The 18246-nt window shown below is 40.9% G+C and carries 17 protein-coding genes and 1 pseudogene; 8 read left to right on the top strand and 10 right to left on the bottom strand.

Going from position 1 to position 18246, the window contains the following annotated elements; translation table 11 throughout:
• Window positions 1-683 precede the first annotated feature (683 nt).
• The gene (locus CHI10_RS09055; RefSeq protein WP_179288988.1) at window positions 684-4982 is read left to right on the top strand and encodes a S8 family peptidase; all 4299 of its coding nucleotides are present in this window, start codon (window positions 684-686) and stop codon (window positions 4980-4982) included.
• Between the two features lie 50 nt (window positions 4983-5032).
• Here CHI10_RS09055 and abc-f read toward each other — a convergent pair whose 3' ends face one another.
• From abc-f to CHI10_RS09030, 5 genes and pseudogenes are all read right to left on the bottom strand, one after another.
• Window positions 5033-6805 (bottom strand): ribosomal protection-like ABC-F family protein, encoded by a 1773-nt coding sequence (gene abc-f / locus CHI10_RS09050; protein ID WP_095243978.1) that lies wholly within the window; start codon window positions 6803-6805, stop codon window positions 5033-5035.
• A gap of 335 nt (window positions 6806-7140) precedes the next feature.
• The gene (locus CHI10_RS09045; protein ID WP_076256872.1) at window positions 7141-7341 is read right to left on the bottom strand and encodes a hypothetical protein; all 201 of its coding nucleotides are present in this window, start codon (window positions 7339-7341) and stop codon (window positions 7141-7143) included.
• 118 nt (window positions 7342-7459) lie between these two features.
• Window positions 7460-7582: a YjcZ family sporulation protein gene (locus tag CHI10_RS09040; RefSeq protein ID WP_076256871.1), complete on the bottom strand. Its 123-nt coding sequence runs from the start codon at window positions 7580-7582 to the stop codon at window positions 7460-7462.
• 45 nt (window positions 7583-7627) lie between these two features.
• Entirely contained in the window at window positions 7628-7732 is a 105-nt protein-coding gene (locus CHI10_RS09035; protein WP_076256869.1) for a YjcZ family sporulation protein, read from the bottom strand.
• A gap of 176 nt (window positions 7733-7908) precedes the next feature.
• A pseudogene (locus CHI10_RS09030) lies at window positions 7909-8307 on the bottom strand (flotillin domain-containing protein); the annotation flags it as partial.
• Between the two features lie 284 nt (window positions 8308-8591).
• On the opposite strand from CHI10_RS09030, the gene CHI10_RS09025 reads away from it, so the two are divergent.
• Together CHI10_RS09025 and CHI10_RS09020 are read left to right on the top strand one after the other, a co-directional pair.
• Window positions 8592-8894 (top strand): hypothetical protein, encoded by a 303-nt coding sequence (locus tag CHI10_RS09025; protein ID WP_095243977.1) that lies wholly within the window; start codon window positions 8592-8594, stop codon window positions 8892-8894.
• An 82-nt stretch (window positions 8895-8976) separates the two neighbouring features.
• On the top strand, window positions 8977-9783 hold the full coding sequence (locus tag CHI10_RS09020) for a glycerophosphodiester phosphodiesterase (RefSeq protein WP_286137268.1): 807 nt from the start codon (window positions 8977-8979) through the stop codon (window positions 9781-9783).
• Between the two features lie 42 nt (window positions 9784-9825).
• On the opposite strand, the gene CHI10_RS09015 is transcribed toward CHI10_RS09020, so the two are convergent.
• Window positions 9826-11286 (bottom strand): UDP-N-acetylmuramoyl-L-alanyl-D-glutamate--2,6-diaminopimelate ligase, encoded by a 1461-nt coding sequence (locus CHI10_RS09015; RefSeq protein ID WP_095243975.1) that lies wholly within the window; start codon window positions 11284-11286, stop codon window positions 9826-9828.
• Window positions 11287-11510: 224 nt separating this feature from the next.
• Window positions 11511-12251: a protein-glutamine gamma-glutamyltransferase gene (locus CHI10_RS09010; protein ID WP_095243974.1), complete on the bottom strand. Its 741-nt coding sequence runs from the start codon at window positions 12249-12251 to the stop codon at window positions 11511-11513.
• A 228-nt stretch (window positions 12252-12479) separates the two neighbouring features.
• On the opposite strand from CHI10_RS09010, the gene CHI10_RS09005 reads away from it, so the two are divergent.
• The 3 genes from CHI10_RS09005 (at window position 12480) to CHI10_RS08995 (ending at window position 14490) form a co-directional block, all read left to right on the top strand.
• Window positions 12480-13916, top strand: coding sequence for a carbon starvation CstA family protein (locus CHI10_RS09005; RefSeq protein WP_095243973.1), 1437 nt, complete (start codon window positions 12480-12482; stop codon window positions 13914-13916).
• 170 nt (window positions 13917-14086) lie between these two features.
• Complete coding sequence (locus CHI10_RS09000) at window positions 14087-14209, top strand: 3-methyladenine DNA glycosylase (protein WP_095243972.1); 123 nt, start codon at window positions 14087-14089, stop codon at window positions 14207-14209.
• A 14-nt stretch (window positions 14210-14223) separates the two neighbouring features.
• Complete coding sequence (locus tag CHI10_RS08995) at window positions 14224-14490, top strand: hypothetical protein (RefSeq protein ID WP_076256854.1); 267 nt, start codon at window positions 14224-14226, stop codon at window positions 14488-14490.
• A gap of 76 nt (window positions 14491-14566) precedes the next feature.
• Here the strand turns inward: CHI10_RS08995 and CHI10_RS08990 are convergent, their stop codons facing one another.
• A complete protein-coding gene (locus CHI10_RS08990) occupies window positions 14567-15136 on the bottom strand; it encodes an HAD-IA family hydrolase (RefSeq protein WP_095243971.1) in 570 nt (189 codons plus the stop codon).
• Window positions 15137-15327: 191 nt separating this feature from the next.
• Here CHI10_RS08990 and CHI10_RS08985 point away from each other — a divergent pair, with 191 nt between their 5' ends.
• Both CHI10_RS08985 and CHI10_RS08980 read left to right on the top strand, forming a co-directional pair.
• Window positions 15328-15561: a helix-turn-helix transcriptional regulator gene (locus tag CHI10_RS08985; protein WP_095243970.1), complete on the top strand. Its 234-nt coding sequence runs from the start codon at window positions 15328-15330 to the stop codon at window positions 15559-15561.
• Window positions 15562-15716: 155 nt separating this feature from the next.
• Window positions 15717-16049 (top strand): hypothetical protein, encoded by a 333-nt coding sequence (locus CHI10_RS08980; protein ID WP_095243969.1) that lies wholly within the window; start codon window positions 15717-15719, stop codon window positions 16047-16049.
• A gap of 458 nt (window positions 16050-16507) precedes the next feature.
• On the opposite strand, the gene CHI10_RS08975 is transcribed toward CHI10_RS08980, so the two are convergent.
• Both CHI10_RS08975 and CHI10_RS08970 read right to left on the bottom strand, forming a co-directional pair.
• Window positions 16508-17236, bottom strand: a complete 729-nt coding sequence (locus CHI10_RS08975; protein ID WP_095243968.1) for an exonuclease domain-containing protein — start codon at window positions 17234-17236, stop codon at window positions 16508-16510.
• Window positions 17236-18216 carry a DUF294 nucleotidyltransferase-like domain-containing protein gene (locus CHI10_RS08970; RefSeq protein WP_095243967.1) on the bottom strand — a complete coding sequence of 327 codons (981 nt, stop codon included), beginning with the start codon at window positions 18214-18216 and terminating at the stop codon, window positions 17236-17238. Before CHI10_RS08970 ends, CHI10_RS08975 begins: the two co-directional genes overlap by 1 nt.
• Window positions 18217-18246: the final 30 nt, after the last annotated feature.

The raw sequence follows: 18246 nt of genomic DNA, 5'->3' as shown, positions 1-18246 counted from the left end.
ATTAGACGAATAAGAATAAGAAAAGAAACACTTTTGCATTGTTTATGTAAAATATTTAAATCTTCTATAAAGCAATCCATAATATCAAATCCTGTTCGTTTATCCTATATCTCAAAATAATCTGGTTCTTTAGCATTAAATTTGAAGAAATCCTGAGAAAGCGCCTTTTGAACTGTAACTTTTTTCAATCCATTTTATCAGTGGACAAATGAATAAAGTTTCACTCCAGACTACCCAACTTTGAATCTCATTCTTGATATTTCGGGTCATAAGGTTCTTTCATGCCCCTAACCCTTTTTAATCATTTTATCATTCTGGAAAAATACCGCCTCCCTCCTTTTCCTTATTTTTCCCAAGATAAATTTAAGTAAATGGAAAAGCGGTACTTTTAATCTATAAATAACCATAAAAAGTTCATTCTTTAAGCCTGTAACCCTGAGTGAACTATGTAACCTTGTAGCTATTTTAATAAAACCATTGCAAAATACTTTGTTTTTCGACAATCTCCTGCCTTTAATTTAGCTAAAGTACAAGGTAGCGGAAGGGTTTTCCATTTTTGGAAAGTACCCATAGGAGGTGGTTGAGTTCTTCATTGCTAACTAGCACTTTAATATGAATTAACAAAACAAGGAGGGAATTTTTTGAAGAGAAAAAGGAAAACAATTAATCGCATTCTTTATGTAATGCTGACAGCTTTTCTGATTTTGCCGCTGATGTTCCCAAGTATGGGATCGGCAGAAAGCAAAAGCTCTCCGCATACTTCAGTTAAGAAAGCTGCACCTCAGACTGCAAAAAGCAAAATAAACAGCTCACTGCTTAAACAATTTGATAAAGAAGATAAAGTAACATTTCTAATAAAGTTCAAAGAACAGGCTGATGCTCCAGCAGCGGCCAAAAAGGCTGAAAAAGCGGCTGCATCACAAAAACTGACAGCCTCTAAATCAAAATACATGAAACGCTCTGCAGTCCTATCCTCACTAAGATCTACAGCTATTGAAACTCAAGGCCATGTCGCTGATTTTCTTCAAAAACAGGAAAAAGACGGCAAGGCAAAAGATGTTCAATCCTTCTACATTGTCAATGCAATTGCAGTAACAGCTACAAAAGACGTTATGGAGCAAATCGCAGTATTCCCTGAAGTAGAAAAGATTCTTCCAAATGAAACAAGACAGCTTCATAAACCTGTTAAAGAGGCCGAAAAATCTCTTAAAACACAAGCAGAAACTAGCTCGATCGAATGGAACATCGACCGCGTCGGAGCTCCTGCTGTATGGGAAATGGGAATTGACGGATCCGGTACAGTCGTTGCATCCATTGATACAGGTGTTCAGTGGAACCACCCGGCATTGAAAGAAAAGTACCGGGGCTATAACCCTGCACAGCCTGATTCTCCAGTACATGAATTCAGCTGGTTTGATGCCACTGCAGGCCAGACAGTTCCTTACGATGATCAAGGTCACGGAACCCACGTAACCGGAACTATGGTTGGTGCCGAGCCGAATGGAGGCAATCAGATCGGTGTTGCTCCTGGTGCGAAATGGATCGCAGTAAAAGCCTTTACTGCAAACGGCGGAACAGATGTAGACCTTCTTGAAGCCGGTGAATGGATCCTGGCTCCAAAGGATGCTGAAGGAAATCCGCATCCTGAAAAAGCGCCTGATGTTGTCAATAATTCTTGGGGCGGCGGACCTGGACTGGATGAATGGTATCGTCCAATGGTGCAGGCATGGCGTGCAGCTGAAATTTTCCCGGAATTCTCTGCAGGAAACACTACTTTGTTTAATCCAGGCGGACCTGGTTCGGTTGCAACACCAGCAAACTACCCGGAATCATTTGCTACTGGTGCGACTGATATTAACAATGGCTTAGCAAGCTTTTCACTGCAAGGGCCATCTCCATATCAGGAAGTTAAGCCTGATGTATCTGCACCAGGAGTTAACATACGTTCCTCAGTTCCCGGAAGCGGATATGAAGGCGGCTGGAACGGAACCTCCATGGCTGGCCCGCATGTTTCTGCGGTTGCCGCGCTGCTCCGCCAGGTTGACTCAAGTCTGACTGTTGAAGAGATGGAGGAGATCCTGCTGACCACCTCAACTCCTTTGACAAATGGTACTTATCCTGAGACACCAAATAATGGTTTTGGATACGGGCTCGTAAATGCCTTCGATGCGGTATCTTCCGTACTGACCGGCCTTGGAAAGATTAAAGGCCAGGTTGCAAAAGAAGGAGATGACTCCGAGGCTCCTGAAGCCAATCATGAAGCACCTCAGGAAACATATGCAGGAATGGATCTGGCACTTGAATTGACAGCATCAGATAATGTAAGCGTCACAAGAGTGGATCTTGAATACTTAAAAGCTGACGGCAGCTGGGCCGCTATTGAGGCCGAAAGAACAGCCGGCAACTATAAAGATGGTACTTACCAGGCAGTTATTCCTGGAGAAAACATAGCAGAACCTTCTGTAACTTACAAATGGAAGGTCAATGACTTTGGCGGTAATTTAACTGAAACCGACTCCTATGAAGTGGCAGTAAGACCAGGAATCAGCATTGGCTATTCTCAGGACTTTGAATCACAGCCGGCCGGCTGGACTTCATATGGACCGGAAAACAGCTGGGAGTGGGGAGTTCCATCTTCAGGCCCTGGCAATGCAGCATCCGGGGAAAAAGTATATGCAACTAAACTTGACGGGAACTATGCAAATAGAGCAAACATGAATCTCCAGATGCCTCCTATTGACCTGCCTGAAGGAAATGCCTACCTTCAATTTAAGCAATGGCACGAGCTTGAAAACCGTTATGATTATGGTCACGTTTTTGTATCAACAGATATGGAAAACTGGGAACAGGCTCTTCGAGTAAACGGCAATACAACAGACTGGGTTAATGCAGAAGTAGACTTAAGTGCATACTCAGGACAGAGGGTTTATGTAGCTTTCAATGTGACTACAGATGGCTCTGTTCAAAAGCAAGGCTGGTATATTGATGATGTAAGGTTATCTGATACTCCAGTTGAACCTGCAGGCAAAGCACAGCTTGGCATCAGCAAGGATAAACCTTCTACAGAATTAAAGAAGGAAAAGGTAAATCCTGATAAAATTGTTCCTAAAAAGGATGCACCAGCAAAAGATGATGGGAAACAGCAGCAGCCTGCACCTGTTCTTCTTCCGCTTACTGCCGAAGTAAGTGTGCTCGAATCAGGCAGGTCCGTATTCACTAATCCGCAAAACGGATCTTTTGAAATGACACATGCTTCAGGTGATTTCACAGTAAAAGCGGAAGCTTACGGATATCGTTCTCAAACACAAAATGTAAATATTCCGCAGGATGGAGAAGCGACTGCAAACTTTGTCCTTGAAGAAATACCTAAAGGCACAGTTACTGGGGTTGTGACAAATGAAGCAACCGGCGAGCCTGTTGCAAACACTACGCTTCTTTTAATTGAAGATGCGGCAGTACAGCCAGTAACAACAAATGAAAACGGTGAATATACACTCACAGCCTACGAAGGCACATACACTTTAAAAGCCATGGCACCTTCCTACTACAGCAAGGAGCAGAGCATCACGATCGAAGGCGGCTCAACTCTTGAGCAAAATGTAGAGCTTAAGCCATTTATCGGATATCCGGGTGAAATTGGATATGATGATGGTACAGCTGAAAATGCACGTGCATTCTACGATGCCGGCAATGGCTGGGCAGTTAAGATGTCCCTTGCATCCGGCCATGACAGCGCAATGGTTACCGGCGGATTATTCCGCTTCTGGGATACAAGCTGGCCGACTCCGGGCGGTACAGACTTCAAAGTGGAAGTATACGATGCAAGCGGACCGGATGGAGCTCCAGGCAAAAAACTTGCAGGGCCATTTGAAGCAACAGCATTAAGAAACGGTGAATGGACACATGTAGATCTCAGTGACGAAGGGATCGTTACAAATGGCGACTTCTATATGGTCTATATCCAATCAGCACCAAATCCTAATGCTCCTGGCCTTGGCACAGATGAGGATGGAGAGTATGCAGGACGCAGCTGGCAGCTTGTAGGCGGAGCTTGGTCACCGTCGCCTGAAGATGAAGGTAACTATATGATCCGAGCAACAGTAAACTATGAAGTTACAGCACCTGTCATTACTTCACCAGCGGATGGAACATTTACGAACCAGGGTAAAGTTACTATTGAAGGTACTTCCGCTCCTACCACTACTGTAAAAATATTTAATAATGGAGAAGAAGTCGCATCGGCTGATAGTACAGACGAAGGCACTTTCTCAGCAGAAGTTTCACTTACTGAAGGGGAAAACACACTTACGGCCAAAGCATCAACAGAGTCAGGATCCACCGATGCTTCTGAACCTGTAAAAGTAATATATGATAAAACAAAACCGGAACTGTCTATTACAAGCCCTGCAGATAAATCCAAAACAAACAAAGAAACAGTTACTGTTAAAGGAACCGTTTCTGACGATAACCTTGATTGGGTAAAAGTAAACGGCCAGACAGCAAAGGTTACAGACGGTGAATACTCTCTTCGCATCCTGCTGGATGAAGGTGAAAACACCATTACGGTAACAGCACAGGATAAAGCGAAGAACAGCGAAGAGAAAACAATCACTGTCGATGCTAAATATACCGCTCCGTCCATAAAAAATCTTCTTCCTGCAGAAGACAAGGAGCTTAAAAAAGGCGAATCGGTAAAAATCGAATTTGAAAGTGATCCAGGGTTAAAAGCGACGTTTGCCATCAGAATGCCTTTAACAAATGCTGGCGGACAGCTGAATAACGCTACTGAGCTTCCAATGATGGAAACTTCCCCTGGCCATTATGTCGGCTACTATACTGCCACTTCAAATGTAAAAGCACCTGGTGCAGAAATTGAAGTGAAAGTGACAGATGACTACGGCAATGAAACCCGCAAGACAGCAGAAGGCAAACTGTGGATTAATGCAAAAAAGAAGAATACTAACAGCACTAAAAAGAAGTAAAATCAGATGTAAAGGCAGGCCCATTATAATCGGGGCCTGCCTTTTTGCACTTATTGATTTAACAATGTTCTTTTTTCATCTAATAAGCCATTAAACTCAATATCCAGCTGGGCATATTTGCTGTCACCCGGAACAAGCAGACTGAGTTCTCCAAGAATCGCACTTATGCGGTTATCAATAATCATAAGTTGCTCTTTTATGGAATCATGCTCTTTTTTCTGCTTGCATCTTCTGGATTTCATACGATATTCCTTCAGATTCATTTCTAATCTGGTTATTTTATTTTCTTCAAATACAAGCAATCTTGTGCTTAACTTTTCCAAAAAGTATAAATCATGCGAAATAATGATGAGTGTTCCTGAAAATTCCTTGAGCGTTTTTTCAAATTGCTCCCTGCTCGGCAAATCCAAGTGATTAGTCGGTTCATCCAATATTAGGACGTCATATTCCTTTAAAAGCATGTCTGTGAGCTTCACCCTGATTCGCTCCCCCATGCTCAGCTGTCCAATCGGCTGCTTTAACTTCGTTTCCTTCATACCCAGGTTTGCTAATAGGGTCCTTGCCCTGTAAATCTGCTCCCGTTCACTGAGATCAAGTGCTTCAAGGGCGTTTTTGGTTAACGGTAAATCATTCATATTCTGGTTTAAATAGGCAATTTTTAAAGTGCTGCTAATCCAAAGTTCCCCATCAGAAGGGGCTATCTCTTCAAGCAGCATACGGATAAAAGTGGTCTTGCCAGTCCCGTTGGATCCAAGAATCCCTATTTTTTCGCCATGCTTTATATAAAACTGGCTATCCTTGAAAAGAGTCCGGTCTCCAAAGCTTCTTGAGAGGTTCTTAGCTTCAATGATCCTTTTTCCCCGTTTGCCTGATGAATCAAATTGAAAGTGCACTTTGGCCTCTTCTACGGGCTTCTCAATTTTATTTTTATCCAGTTCCTGCTGAAGCCTTTTCATTTTTGACTTCACCTGCTGATCCTTCTTTTTGGCTTTCACTCTGTTATATTCTTTAAATCCTATCTGCCTATTCTCAGAAGGACTTCCGCCTTTAGTTGATTCCCTGTGAGCTTTTTCAGACCATTTTTTTAAATTGGCCATCTGATTTTCGATCCGATCGATCTCTCTTTGCTGAACATTAAATTGATGAAGCTGATCATCATAATTTTTCTGCTTTTGCTCCCGGTAGGCTGTATAATTTCCGTCATACATGTTTAAAGTGCCTTCTTGCAGCTCAAAAATCCTTCCGACAGCCTGATCGAGGAAGTGACGGTCATGGGAAATGATCATGACAGGACCGCAGAATTGGCCAATCTCCCCAATAAGCCACTCGATTCCCTGTAAATCCAAATGATTGGTGGGTTCATCCAAAATCAGCATATCCGGTTTTGATGACCAAACCTTAGCTAAGGATAGCTTCAACCTTTCTCCCCCGCTTAAAGAATCAAGCCTTTCCGTTTTCCATGCATGGAGTTTTGGGAGTCCTAATTTGCTTGCTTGACGGACAATTTCTTCTTCCGGGCTTTGGTCAGGAGCATGAATATCACTCACAGAATAATCTGCTGACTGATGCAGATAGGCGATTCTATATGACTCCTTCATCCGCTCGATTGTCCCTTTATCCGCCTGGATACTGCCGAATAAAATATTGGCCAATGTAGTCTTACCCGTGCCATTTAAGCCAACAATACCAATTCGATCCTGCTGATAAATATCGAATTCCAAATTAGAAAAAACCATTTTATCTCCGAATGATTTTTGAAGATCCCTGGCCATGATAACCGGTATACTGTTATTGTGGTGATTGCTGATTTTATTTGCACACATAAAAAAACCTCCCCGTACCCGGAGAGGACTGTGCACCCATCATTGGACATGGTGCAAATACATAAAAAACGCGCGCCTAAATAAAATATAATCCGCTTAAAGACAAATAAGCAGACATCACTTCCGATAAGAAATGATTAAAAAAGGGCACACTAATCCTATGTTCTCCGGGTTAAACTTTTTAAATATAAAAAGATACCAGAAAAAATAAGATTATAACTTCATGCCCCTAAATCATCCTTTCAACCTGTTTGATTGTAGTATATAAGCTTCTGGCTTTTATTGTCAATAGGCTCATGTCAAGCAGCGAATACATGCATCTGCCCCGGAGACCTTTAATCAATTCGGATATGCTTATTGGTAAGCTCCTTGAGCATATTTAATATCGTAGCTCTTTCCTCCAGATTAAAACCGCTTACCCACTCGGAAACAAGCTTATATTCATTTTGATGCATTTCCCGCTGAAGTCCGCCCTCCAATATGGAGTAAATTTCCCTCATAGTGTTTTCCCGATCCTGTGTTTTAAGTTCATCCATTTTGCAAACCTCCCTATTTCTTTTATGCTGCTTCTTTTCCCCATTTGGCATCTTTGGAAACACTGTTATGTATGCATACAAAAGAAAAGCAGGCTCCCCTGCTTTTCTTTTTAATCTATTACCACTTAAAGCAAGAAGCACCTACGATGATCAATAGGATGAATAGAACCACAATTAGCGCAAAACCCCCGCCATATCCAGCACCACCGTATCCGCAGCCGCCATATCCGTAGCCATACATTATAAAATCCCCTCCCTTGCCAATTAAATCTGTCTGCATATTTTATTAGTAGAATCCACCGTAACCCCAAGAAGCACCGATAATAATCAGTAAAATAAACAATACAACTAAAAGGGCGAAACCGCCGCCGTATCCGCAACCGTCTGACATAGTCAATTACCTCCTTTGTTTGATTCAATATATCCTATTCAATTCACCCAGATTGTGCGATAGACGAATACACAGTTTTCTTCATAAAAAAGAAGCCTTCGGTGTGAAGGCTTCTAATTATTGTTGATATAAAGGCATTTTGAGGTTATCTCCCCCGATAAAATTAGGCAATTTCATTATTTCTTATGAGCGAGAGTGGCCTGGATATCTTTAGCGGGCTGGATGGGTTCTTTTTCTTTGATTTCCTCAGTCAGCTGCTCCAAGCTTTGGCGGACGTTTCCTTTGCCTGAAAAGTTTTGGAGAAGCTCTTTCACGTCTATACCGGATGAAGCTTTCAGGCTTTCCTGCATCGTGGACATCAGGTTGGCGGCATAGCCGGTTACTTTATTGGCACCGCCATTAGAGCTGTCACTCCCTGTATCAACCACTGTAATCTTATCAATATTCGATAACGGGCTTGCAAGCTGTTTCGCATATTCCGGAAGCATGTTAATGACCATATCCATCATAGCCGCCTGGCCATACTGTTCAAATGCCTCGGCGATTTTTCTCTTTGCCTCTGCTTCTGCCAGACCACCCTATCCATTTTTATAGTCAGGCTATCAACCCCGTGCCTCCTTCCTTTTTACTATTACAGCTTAATTTATATACAGACAAAATCAGAATTTGTTTCATTTTTCTAAATTTTTCCCAAACCAATACTGCTGCTTCTTCAGCTTGTCTTATTTTCACCCTGTTATAGTCATTTTCGTTACTATTCCTGCATACCATATTTGAGGATTTAAAATCCTATTTAGGATTAACTGGTGAAAAATGGTGGAATAAACCTATATATCTGGTTAGCGGAGGGATAGGAATCATGACAAGATCTGAATTGCATATGGAGAAGCCCAAGAGCAAGTTTATGCTGGTGTCAATTGTCCTATTGGGATGTTTAGCTGCTGCCTTTACAGCTTTATATTTTTATTCTCAAAGTCTCATTACTATTGAAGCCCCCAAAAAAGAGCTGGGTGAGAAAATTATCATTCAGCTTCCTTCCGGAAAGAGTGTATTTACATATGAAAACCTTATTGTTGAAGAAGAAGGAAAACTATTTTATAAAGGAGAAAGAAATACCCTGGATTTGACTGGCGGTACAATTGTTTATGAGGATTGGAAATGAACAGGGATCAAAACCCGGTAATCCACTGCAGTTGACAAAATGTTTTCACATCCTTTAAGATGAGCAAAAATGGCGAGGAGAAATGACTTTGAAGGTAATGAAAAATGTTTTTTTTACAGCTTTAGCTACAGTTATTTCATTTTTCGGCATTAAGAAAATAGCAAATAATGCACATAAGATAAAAAGAATTGGCCATCGGGGAGTTGCCGGCTACTGCCCGGAAAATACTTTTCCCTCATATGACCGTGCAATCGAAATGGGAGCAGATTATCTGGAAATTGATGTGCAATTAAGCAAGGATGGAAGGCTGGTGGTGATTCACGATTCCCTTGTAGACCGCACAACCGACCATAAAGGAAAAGTCTCTGACTTCACCTTTGATGAACTCAGAAAAATGGATGCCGGCAGCTGGTTTTCTGCAAAATTCAGCGGTGCCTGTATCCCTTCATTTGAAGAGGTCTTGGACAAATATGCGGATCGTGTCGGTCTTTTAATTGAGTTAAAAAAACCATCCCTATATCCGGGCATTGAAAAGATGATCGCCGAGGAACTAAAAAAAAGAAAACTAGATTCAAAAGGTCAAGATCATATTATTGTGCAGTCATTTGAAACAGCTTCAATGAGATTATTTCATGAACTGATGCCGGAAATCCCTGTCGCCATCTTAATCAACTATCCTCCTGACAAAATGGAGATTAAAAACATTGCCGAATATGCAAGCTACCTGAATCCTAAGTGGACAGTGGTTAATAAGCGTGTGATCGATCTAATTCATGCGAATGGCTTGAAAGCAATTGCCTGGACTGTGCGTTCAAAGAAAGAAGCAGATAAATTAAAGCATTATCCACTGGATGGAATTGTAGCTGATTATTTAGACCTTATTGAATAGACAAAAAGGGTGCAGTCCGAGTCATGGTCTGCACCCTTTTTTTTATAAGACTGCCTGTTCACTTCCAGTTTTCAGCAGCTTTAAGGTTTCCAAATCATTATCTGCCGGTAAAGCAAATGACTGTTGATAAGCTTCAGGTCCCTTTCCTGTAATAAAGATCCAGTCATTCTTTTTTGCTTCAGCCCAAGCTTTCCGGATAGCCAAAGTCCGGTCGGGGATCACTTCACCCTTACCGTCTCCATATTCTTTATTTATAGAAATTAATTGGCTTAACATTTCATTTTCACACTCATCGTTAAGGTCATCAGTGGTCAAATAAAATTTATGGCAGTATTTTGCCGAAACTTTAATCATATCCACACGTTTTGATTGATCTCTTCCGCCCCTGAATCCATAAATTTGAAAGATTCTTTCAGCCCCCTGCTGCTTCGCTGTGTCCAGGCAATATTCAAATGCATCCACTGTATGAGCATAATCCACTACAAATTTAGCTCCTGATGGATGAATAATCATTTCAAAACGGCCAGGTATACCGGGAAATGAAGCCAAAGCCTTAATCATATCTTCCGGGTCTATCCCCAAATCAATACCTGTCAAAAAAGCCATTGCTGCATTATAAACATTATGGTCACCCGGAAGAGGAAATTCAATTTCAAACGATTTCCCTCTCACCTCGAGAATAAAAACAGTCTTTCCATTTATAGCAATGTCTTTTATTGAACAGCACTTCTGATCACCCAGCATAATCAAAGGAATCTTTTCATTTTGCAGAACCTCTGCCATTTTTTCTCCCCATGAATTATAAAGATTGACGACTCCTTTACCGTCCTCTTTTAACAAGGTGAAAATCTTCTTTTTATCATTAAAATACTGATCCATACTATCATGATAATCCAGATGGTCATGAGCCAGATTAGTAAATAGCGCGTAGTCTAATTCCAGACCTTCAGTTCTTGACTGTTCCAGCGCATGAGAAGAAATCTCCATAACGACAAACTCATCATGGCTTTTACTCAGCATTTTTTGAATCTGCAGGGCATCAGGAGTCGTGTTGCAGGTCTTATATTCCCTGTTATTTATAATGTTTGACACAGTACCCAAGAGGGAGCAGGTCCTGCCTGCAGTCTCCAGTATATGCTTTAAAATATAGGCAGTGGTTGTTTTCCCATTAGTTCCTGTAATACCTATTATTTTATGCTTTCTTGAAGGGCGATCATAGAAGCAGTTCGCCAGTTTCCCCAAACTGGTTCTGCTATCCGTTACTTTTATGTAAGGCACATTTAACTCAATTGCGTCCTCACCCACTACGGCAGCCGCCCCATTTTCAACAGCTTGTCCAATGAAGTCATGTCCATCTGCCTGAAAACCTTTAATTGCAACAAAAAGGCTTCCTTTCCCCACTTTGCGTGAATCCATTTCAATCCCTGTAATATCAGGATCGTCTGTAAGCACACCCATCTCCCCGCTATCCTTTAGGCAATTAATAACCTGGGATAATTTCATATTTCTGTCTCCTTTAATGTTTAAACATCAAGTAATTTGGTGTATATATCTATAATCATTATCTTTTGTTTTCCCACATTCACAGGAAATATGCCTTCTTTAGGATACAAATATCGAGGTATGAGTAAAATCGTCTAAATATACTACAATTGAGGATAATTCTGGGTGAATGGCTTCTGAAAAATAAGCGATTCACCCTATTGAAATGTCAGCTTACTTTCGTTTCAAACTATAGATAGTGGCCGCTTGGCAAACTGTGATAGATACTTCACGTTTAATCGGCTATGCTGTGAAATGAGATAAGCATCCCTTGTAGCACCTGGCTTTCTAAGCGTGTTAAGAGCTCTTATCATCCCTGCTTCGCTTTCCATGCCTACTCCATGCCCAAAGAACATGCCCCCGCCCAAATAAACGGAATTCTCACCTGTCCAAACAGGATGATCATAATCAGGATTGTAAAAATAAACTACATCACCAGGTATGAAATTCCGTCCTCTTTTTGTAACAATCGACAGGTCATGATCATAATTCCAATCCCATACTAGAAGTCCCTGAAATAGTGTATTGAAGCGGCTGACAGAAATGGAATCCAATACAGCTTTATAAAAAATCAGCACAATGGCTGTTGTACATTCAAAAGCATATTCCCGGCTGTTCGTGAACACATCCATGATTGCATCGGACGGTAAAACAGTTGGATCAAGCAGGTAACCATATTTTGTCCTTCTCCATATGCGCGGATTGAAGCGTGATGTATTAAAGGGTGCAAACTCCACACGGCTACCATGAAGCTGCCTGGCTGCTTTGATGATATTCTCCCTCAAAAGAATATCAAATAGCAGTTCATGCATTGAATCGTATTGATGTGTCTCGGGACTGCCGTCAAGCGCCAGATAAATTTCACGCTGAACTCCAAAAAAACTGGAAGCCCCCGGTTTATTCTGATTATTCGAAAGGATAATCATTGTCTTCCCCCCTTCAAATGAACTTATAGTAGCTTATGGTTTCATTTGCACGAGGGTTCCTTCATTATTTGACTTCCTTCACTTTATCCAATCCAAATTATTATTATCGGAAAATATCTTTTTTTCTGAAATAAGCTTGCTTTTTATTCCAGTTTCCTTGTACAATATTCAACATATTCTTAAGTTTCAGATTATACTTATAATTTTTTACAACAGGAGGATTTTTTCATGGCGACTTTTCTGGGTTCGATTGTTTTGCTGATTGCAGGTTATGTCTTTTATTCCAAGATTGTAGAGCGAATATTTGGTATAAATGACAGCAGCCCTACACCTGCTTATACGGAAAAAGACGGAATGGACTTTGTTCCGATGAGCTGGTGGAAAGGCAGCTTGATTCAGCTGTTGAATATCGCTGGGCTAGGTCCCATTTTTGGTGCAATTATGGGTGCATTATACGGGCCAGCAGCTTTTATCTGGATTGTTGCCGGCTCTATTTTTGCCGGGGCGGTTCATGATTATTTTTCAGGGATGCTTTCTCTCAGGCATAAAGGGGAGCAATTTCCAAGCATTGTCGGAAGATATTTAGGAAAACCGGCCAAAACGTTCATTAATATATTTTCAATTCTCTTAATGGTTCTAGTTGCCGCTGCATTTACTGCCGGTCCGGCCCAGCTGATTTCGAGCATAACTCCATTAAGTTTTATGGCATCATTGCTCATTATTTTTGCTTACTTTATCCTTGCAGCTGTTTTGCCTGTAAACAGGATAATCGGAAAGATTTATCCTCTATTTGGAGCAATATTAATTTTTATGGCAGTATCCATTGCAGTTGCATTGCTTTTCAGTGAAAAATCCATACCGAATGTGACACTGTCTAATCTTCATCCAGGTGAACTTCCAATCTGGCCTCTACTGATGGTCACCATTTCATGCGGAGCGATCTCAGGTTTTCATTCAACACAAAGTCCGATTGTCTCACGCACATTAAAAAAGGAAAGTGACGGAAGAAAGGTTTTCTATGGCGCCATGATTGGTGAAGGAATTATTGCCTTAATCTGGGCAGCAGCGGGCATGACCCTTTTCGGCGGAACTGGAGGTCTTCAAGATGCATTAGCGGCTGGTGGTCCAGCGGGAGTGGTTAATGAAATTTCCGGCAGCCTCCTTGGTACGTTTGGAGGCATCCTTGCTATACTGGGTGTAATCATCCTGCCGATTACAACCGGAGATACCGCCCTTCGTTCTTCAAGAATGATGCTGGCAGAATCACTTTCATCTTTAATAAAAATGGATAGGAAATGGAAGGCTGTCATCACCACCTTACCTGTGGCTCTTCCTACTTTATATCTGGCAACTATCGATTACTCATTCCTTTGGAGATATGTCGGATGGACAAACCAGGTTACAGCAGCGGTCATGCTTTGGACAGCCACTATGTATCTTTTGAAAAATAACAAATTCCATTGGATTAGCGGTGTTCCTGCATTGTTTATGACTGGAGTAGTATCCACCTATATCTTCTATGCCCCTGAAGGCTTTCAAATGGATTATCAGCTATCAATGATGATCGGATCTGTCATAACACTCTTAATTACCGGCTGGTATGTTTATCAAATCCTTAAGTATAAGCAGCTGCGTAAGAATAACCCGAACCTAAAAGCTGCCTAAAGCTTTAAAAAATGCACCTCACACAAGAAGTGAAGGTGCATTTTTTTATGGGCTTACAGAGCATCTTCTCCTCTTTCGGATTAAACAGTTAAACTCTTGCAATCCGTCATTTAGGTTTTGCTACACTGCCAGAGGGTAATGAATACTAACAGTTAAAGGAGGGTTTAACTATGGCGGATCATAGCAATTCAGAAAAAAACAATTCGATAGAACAAGAAAAAAAGGAAGAAAACAATAGAGATATCGAACCTCAAAGAGAGCCTGAAAAACCTCAGGAAGAAAACCGGAAATAAGGAGGATGACCCATATGGCGGACAAAAACATTCAGGATGGAAAGATGGATAACCCCGAACAATATAAAACCGAAAAAGAAAGTTTATTTGACAAGTATGAAAGTGAAAAGAATGTTGATCCTATTCCAATGGAAGACTTAAAACAGGAGAAGGAAGAAGAAAAAAACGGATCAAAAATAAAGAGCAGTTCATCAACAGAGGAAAAGTACAAAGCAGACTTTGAAACAATAAAAAAGAAAAAGCTGTTTGGCGATAAATATGACGATGGAACAAGAACATAATAAAGGAAGAAAATTCACCAAAAACACTGGATATGTAAAATAAAACTCCTGGCATCCAAAAGTGCCAGGAGTTTTTCTAATATGGCTTTATTGCCATATTAAAATCTCTATATTGGGTCAGATAGTAATCTGCTCCCGGGGTTTTATTCTGAAAAAGGCAGGTTTTAATTCCAAGTTTCTTTGCCGGCAGAATATCTATTTCCCTGTCCCCAATTGCTAAATCAACCTTATGCTTCTGGTGCAAGAATTCATAAGAAGCTGTGTGGGGCTTGCGCGGATAGCCGTCGTCACCTGCTACCATATCGGCAAAGTACCCATCTAATTTATGGAAAGTTAATATCGAAAGAACATCTTCTCTTTCCTTGTGAGTCATGATCACATTCTTATCAGCCTGCTTTAATACCTGCTCCACCTCAGGAAAAGGCTTTAAATCACTAGGACGCAGCTGTCTCGCCCTCATCCTGATTGTTTTTATTTGTTCGTTATTTAACTTAAAATGTTGAAAAGCATCACTAAAAGAAACCTTTAGCTGACAAAAAATCTCTTCATCGGAAACCTTTTTATCATTCATAACCTCTCTCACGATCGCTGTGTAAGCTGGATATGTATCAAATAAAGTACCATCAAAATCCCAAAGTATATTCAACAGGCAAAGCTCCTTTCTATTTTCTTTTTATCCTCATATTTAGTTATTATACCTCCAGCCAATCTATTAAACTGCTTTTCCATTGTTATTAAATTACTTTGACAAACCTATACTACAATGCTAATTTTATAGCTATAAGACAAAAAACATAGCCCTGGAAAAATGGGTGAATTGTTAAAGGATGAATAAGAATGAACAAAGAAATAATTAAAGTAATCAGAAAGAGCTATAACATGACACAGCGTGATTTCGCAAGAGTTGTCAGCTGCAGCTTCTCTTTAATAGCTCTGGTTGAGGTGGGCAAGAGAAGAGTAACAGCTGATCTGGAAAACAAGATCAAAATTGCTTTTGACCTCGATGACCAGCAGATGCAGTCACTTGCTTCTCTTGTTTCGGAAATCAGCAAAGCCCCCCCTTTCATGTAAACAAAGGCGGCCGTTTTAAAACCTTCTATTTTAAAGATAATATCGACCACAAAGCAGCAGCCCGCCATTAAAATAGGCATTTGCCGTGTCTCTCCGCCCATTTATGCATAGATTATAAGGAGTTAGAGGATTTTTGCATAAAAGGAGAGTGCCCAATGTATCCATATGGCTATTATCAAGGTTATCTTCCTCAGCCAGCAGCCCACTTCACCCCTGAATATGAAATTCAGCAGTTCGAACAATATGATACTGACAGACAGCCACAGCAACTCGAAAGAAGGGTTACTGCTTTAGAAAGACAAAATCAGGATCAATCCAGAGAGATTACCCGCCTTAACAGGCAGCTGGTCAATTTGACTGACCAGGTCAGGATGCTTAATCAGACCGTTGACCGTCATACACGAAGGTTGAATCGGCTTAACCAAAGACTTAGAGCAGTTGAGAATAGACTTAACATTCCTTTTACTCCATTTGACGGGGAATTCTAAGGGAGAATTTTGTGCTTTTTGCCCTGGGATTTAGGATACCAAATTTGCCCCAATCTTATCGTGATTGGGGCATTGATTTTGATTAAATGGAAGGGTTTTTATGACGGCCAGGACCGGGGTTCGGACTCAAACTTCCTTAACAATCAGGTTTTTGTCTGAAGTTGTTCCAGGTTCAGACTCAAACTGGCTTAACAATCATGTTTCTGTCTGAAGTTGCTCCTGGTTCGGACTCAAACTAGCTTAACAATCATGTTTCTGTCTGAAGTTGTTCCAGGTTCAGACTCAAACTGGCTTAACAATCATGTTTCTGTCTGAAGTTGCTCCTGGTTCGGACTCAAACTTCCTTAACAATCAGGTTTTTGTCTGAAGTTTCTCCAGGTTCAACTGGCTTAACCACATGATTTCTGTCCGAAGTTGCCTCAGCTTGCTTAATCTTCACCATCCAAAGCTGCCTTTTGTCAGCTTAACCTGGCCAGGCGCTCGTAAACTTCTTTTAAGTTTGAGCACCCTGATTTATGAACTTCCTCGATTAGGCGACACCACAGGAGAGCTGTCAGTTTTGCATCTCCCAGAGCATGATGGCGACCCTTAACAGGGATGCCATAAAATTCACAAAGGTCTTCTAATTTTCTTAATGGTTTATTAGGGTCAGCTATTCTATAAAGGAAGGAAGTATCTAAAATCCTATGCTTAAATGGCGTGTGGAAAAGCTTCCAGCTGCTATACTGCATAAAGCTTTTCTCATGGTTCGCATGATGGGCCACCAGCGGCATTTCCTTAACAAACTCAAGGAAGCTAATCAATACCCCTGAGAGGGGAGGAGCTTTTTCTAAATCAGACTCATATAAACCTGTCAGCTCCTTTATTTCACTTGGAAGAGACTTATCAAAGTGAACAAGTGAATAAAAACAGTCTTCACTGACTTTACCGCTAATTGTTTTAACAGCACCAATCGAAATAATTTGATCCCCTTTATCAGGATAAAATCCAGTTGTCTCAATATCAAAGACAACCACATCTAAATTTCCTAAGGGGATAGCCTTTAAATCTGCATTCTCCAGCTCCCTCTGCATTTGTCTAATAAATGCTATATGCTGCGGATTCTGACCATTTATTCCACCTAACATGTTAGTCTGAAGTTTACCCTGAATACCTCTGACAAATTGGACAAAAGGATGGAACCTCATCAACCTGCACCCTTTTGAATGGTCCTTACCACAAACTGATGAAGTTTTTTGGCATCCTTTAAAATATCTCTCAGTTCATTTCGCTCTGATATTGATAAGGTTTTAAGCTGAATGTAGTGAGTATCATCATAGGTATCTGTTTGCCTGTATGACTGAAGCCTCCATTTTAACAAAGCAGCAAAATTATTTCGATATTTCCCCATTCCCTCATATTCATTTATTTTCATAACTTTATTGATTCGGGCAATAGTAGATGTGGCCTGAATTCCTTCTTTCACAGCAAGGATTCTAACAGCATTTACATAAGGTATAAATGCAGAGTATTTGAGATCCAGCTCCCCTTGATGGCTTCCCTTCTCCTCTGTCAGAAGCTGGCCAAATGGACCTACCGACTTTTTCATATGCATGGTGGTCTCCATCATTCTGGTCAGCAGATGTGGGCTTTTTTGAATGTTCACGGTAATAAAAGACTTCAATTCAGCTATATACTTTTCCTCGCCTGCCAGCACTCTGCTGTCATAAAAAATGTGGAGATTCCTTATCGTCTGCAGACTCTCCTCCTGTATCCATGCATGGATTTGTTCATTCCATTCAGAGAATGATTTGCACCATAGCGGATTAGAACTCATCACATTCCCTTCGCAATATGGATATCCAACTGCCTGCAGACCTTTTGAAATTTCCTCCCCCAGCTCTAAAAAATACACTTCCGCTTCATCAGCCCCCGGTTCAAACACCAATCCATGGTCCTGGTCACTCAGAAAGCCCTGCTCCCTTCTCCCCGAGCTACCCATTGTGAACCATGCAAATTTCCATGAGGATGCTCTTTCAATTTTAATTCTCTCCAAAGCTATGCGAAAAACTTCTTTCATGATAGAATCGTGTAAATCATTCAGAGCGTTGGGATCTGAGCGGTATCTTAAAATCTGTTCCTCTTTCCATTTTTTCAGGGATTGATAAGAATTAAATGATGATTCCATCCAAGCACTCCCTTTAATAAAGCTCAATTC

Source organism: Bacillus sp. 7894-2, from assembly GCF_002272225.1.
GTDB lineage: Bacteria > Bacillota > Bacilli > Bacillales > Cytobacillaceae > Cytobacillus.
Note: the sequence above shows the minus strand (reverse complement) of the source record. Positions and strands in the feature narration are given on the sequence as shown.

Excerpts from the sequence above, each read along its gene's own strand:
- abc-f (WP_095243978.1), bottom strand. The coding sequence starts at position 6,805 with ATGTGTGCAAATAAAATCAGCAATCACCACAATAACAGTATACCGGTT.
- CHI10_RS09005 (WP_095243973.1), top strand. The coding sequence starts at position 12,480 with ATGGCGACTTTTCTGGGTTCGATTGTTTTGCTGATTGCAGGTTATGTC.
- CHI10_RS08970 (WP_095243967.1), bottom strand. The coding sequence starts at position 18,216 with ATGGAATCATCATTTAATTCTTATCAATCCCTGAAAAAATGGAAAGAG.
- CHI10_RS09025 (WP_095243977.1), top strand. The coding sequence starts at position 8,592 with ATGACAAGATCTGAATTGCATATGGAGAAGCCCAAGAGCAAGTTTATG.
- CHI10_RS09035 (WP_076256869.1), bottom strand. The coding sequence starts at position 7,732 with ATGTCAGACGGTTGCGGATACGGCGGCGGTTTCGCCCTTTTAGTTGTA.
- CHI10_RS09045 (WP_076256872.1), bottom strand. The coding sequence starts at position 7,341 with ATGGATGAACTTAAAACACAGGATCGGGAAAACACTATGAGGGAAATT.
- CHI10_RS09020 (WP_286137268.1), top strand. The coding sequence starts at position 8,977 with ATGACTTTGAAGGTAATGAAAAATGTTTTTTTTACAGCTTTAGCTACA.
- CHI10_RS09040 (WP_076256871.1), bottom strand. The coding sequence starts at position 7,582 with ATGTATGGCTACGGATATGGCGGCTGCGGATACGGTGGTGCTGGATAT.
- CHI10_RS09055 (WP_179288988.1), top strand. The coding sequence starts at position 684 with ATGCTGACAGCTTTTCTGATTTTGCCGCTGATGTTCCCAAGTATGGGA.
- CHI10_RS08995 (WP_076256854.1), top strand. The coding sequence starts at position 14,224 with ATGGCGGACAAAAACATTCAGGATGGAAAGATGGATAACCCCGAACAA.
- CHI10_RS09010 (WP_095243974.1), bottom strand. The coding sequence starts at position 12,251 with ATGATTATCCTTTCGAATAATCAGAATAAACCGGGGGCTTCCAGTTTT.
- CHI10_RS09000 (WP_095243972.1), top strand. The coding sequence starts at position 14,087 with ATGGCGGATCATAGCAATTCAGAAAAAAACAATTCGATAGAACAAGAA.
- CHI10_RS08975 (WP_095243968.1), bottom strand. The coding sequence starts at position 17,236 with ATGAGGTTCCATCCTTTTGTCCAATTTGTCAGAGGTATTCAGGGTAAA.
- CHI10_RS09015 (WP_095243975.1), bottom strand. The coding sequence starts at position 11,286 with ATGAAATTATCCCAGGTTATTAATTGCCTAAAGGATAGCGGGGAGATG.
- CHI10_RS08980 (WP_095243969.1), top strand. The coding sequence starts at position 15,717 with ATGTATCCATATGGCTATTATCAAGGTTATCTTCCTCAGCCAGCAGCC.
- CHI10_RS08985 (WP_095243970.1), top strand. The coding sequence starts at position 15,328 with ATGAACAAAGAAATAATTAAAGTAATCAGAAAGAGCTATAACATGACA.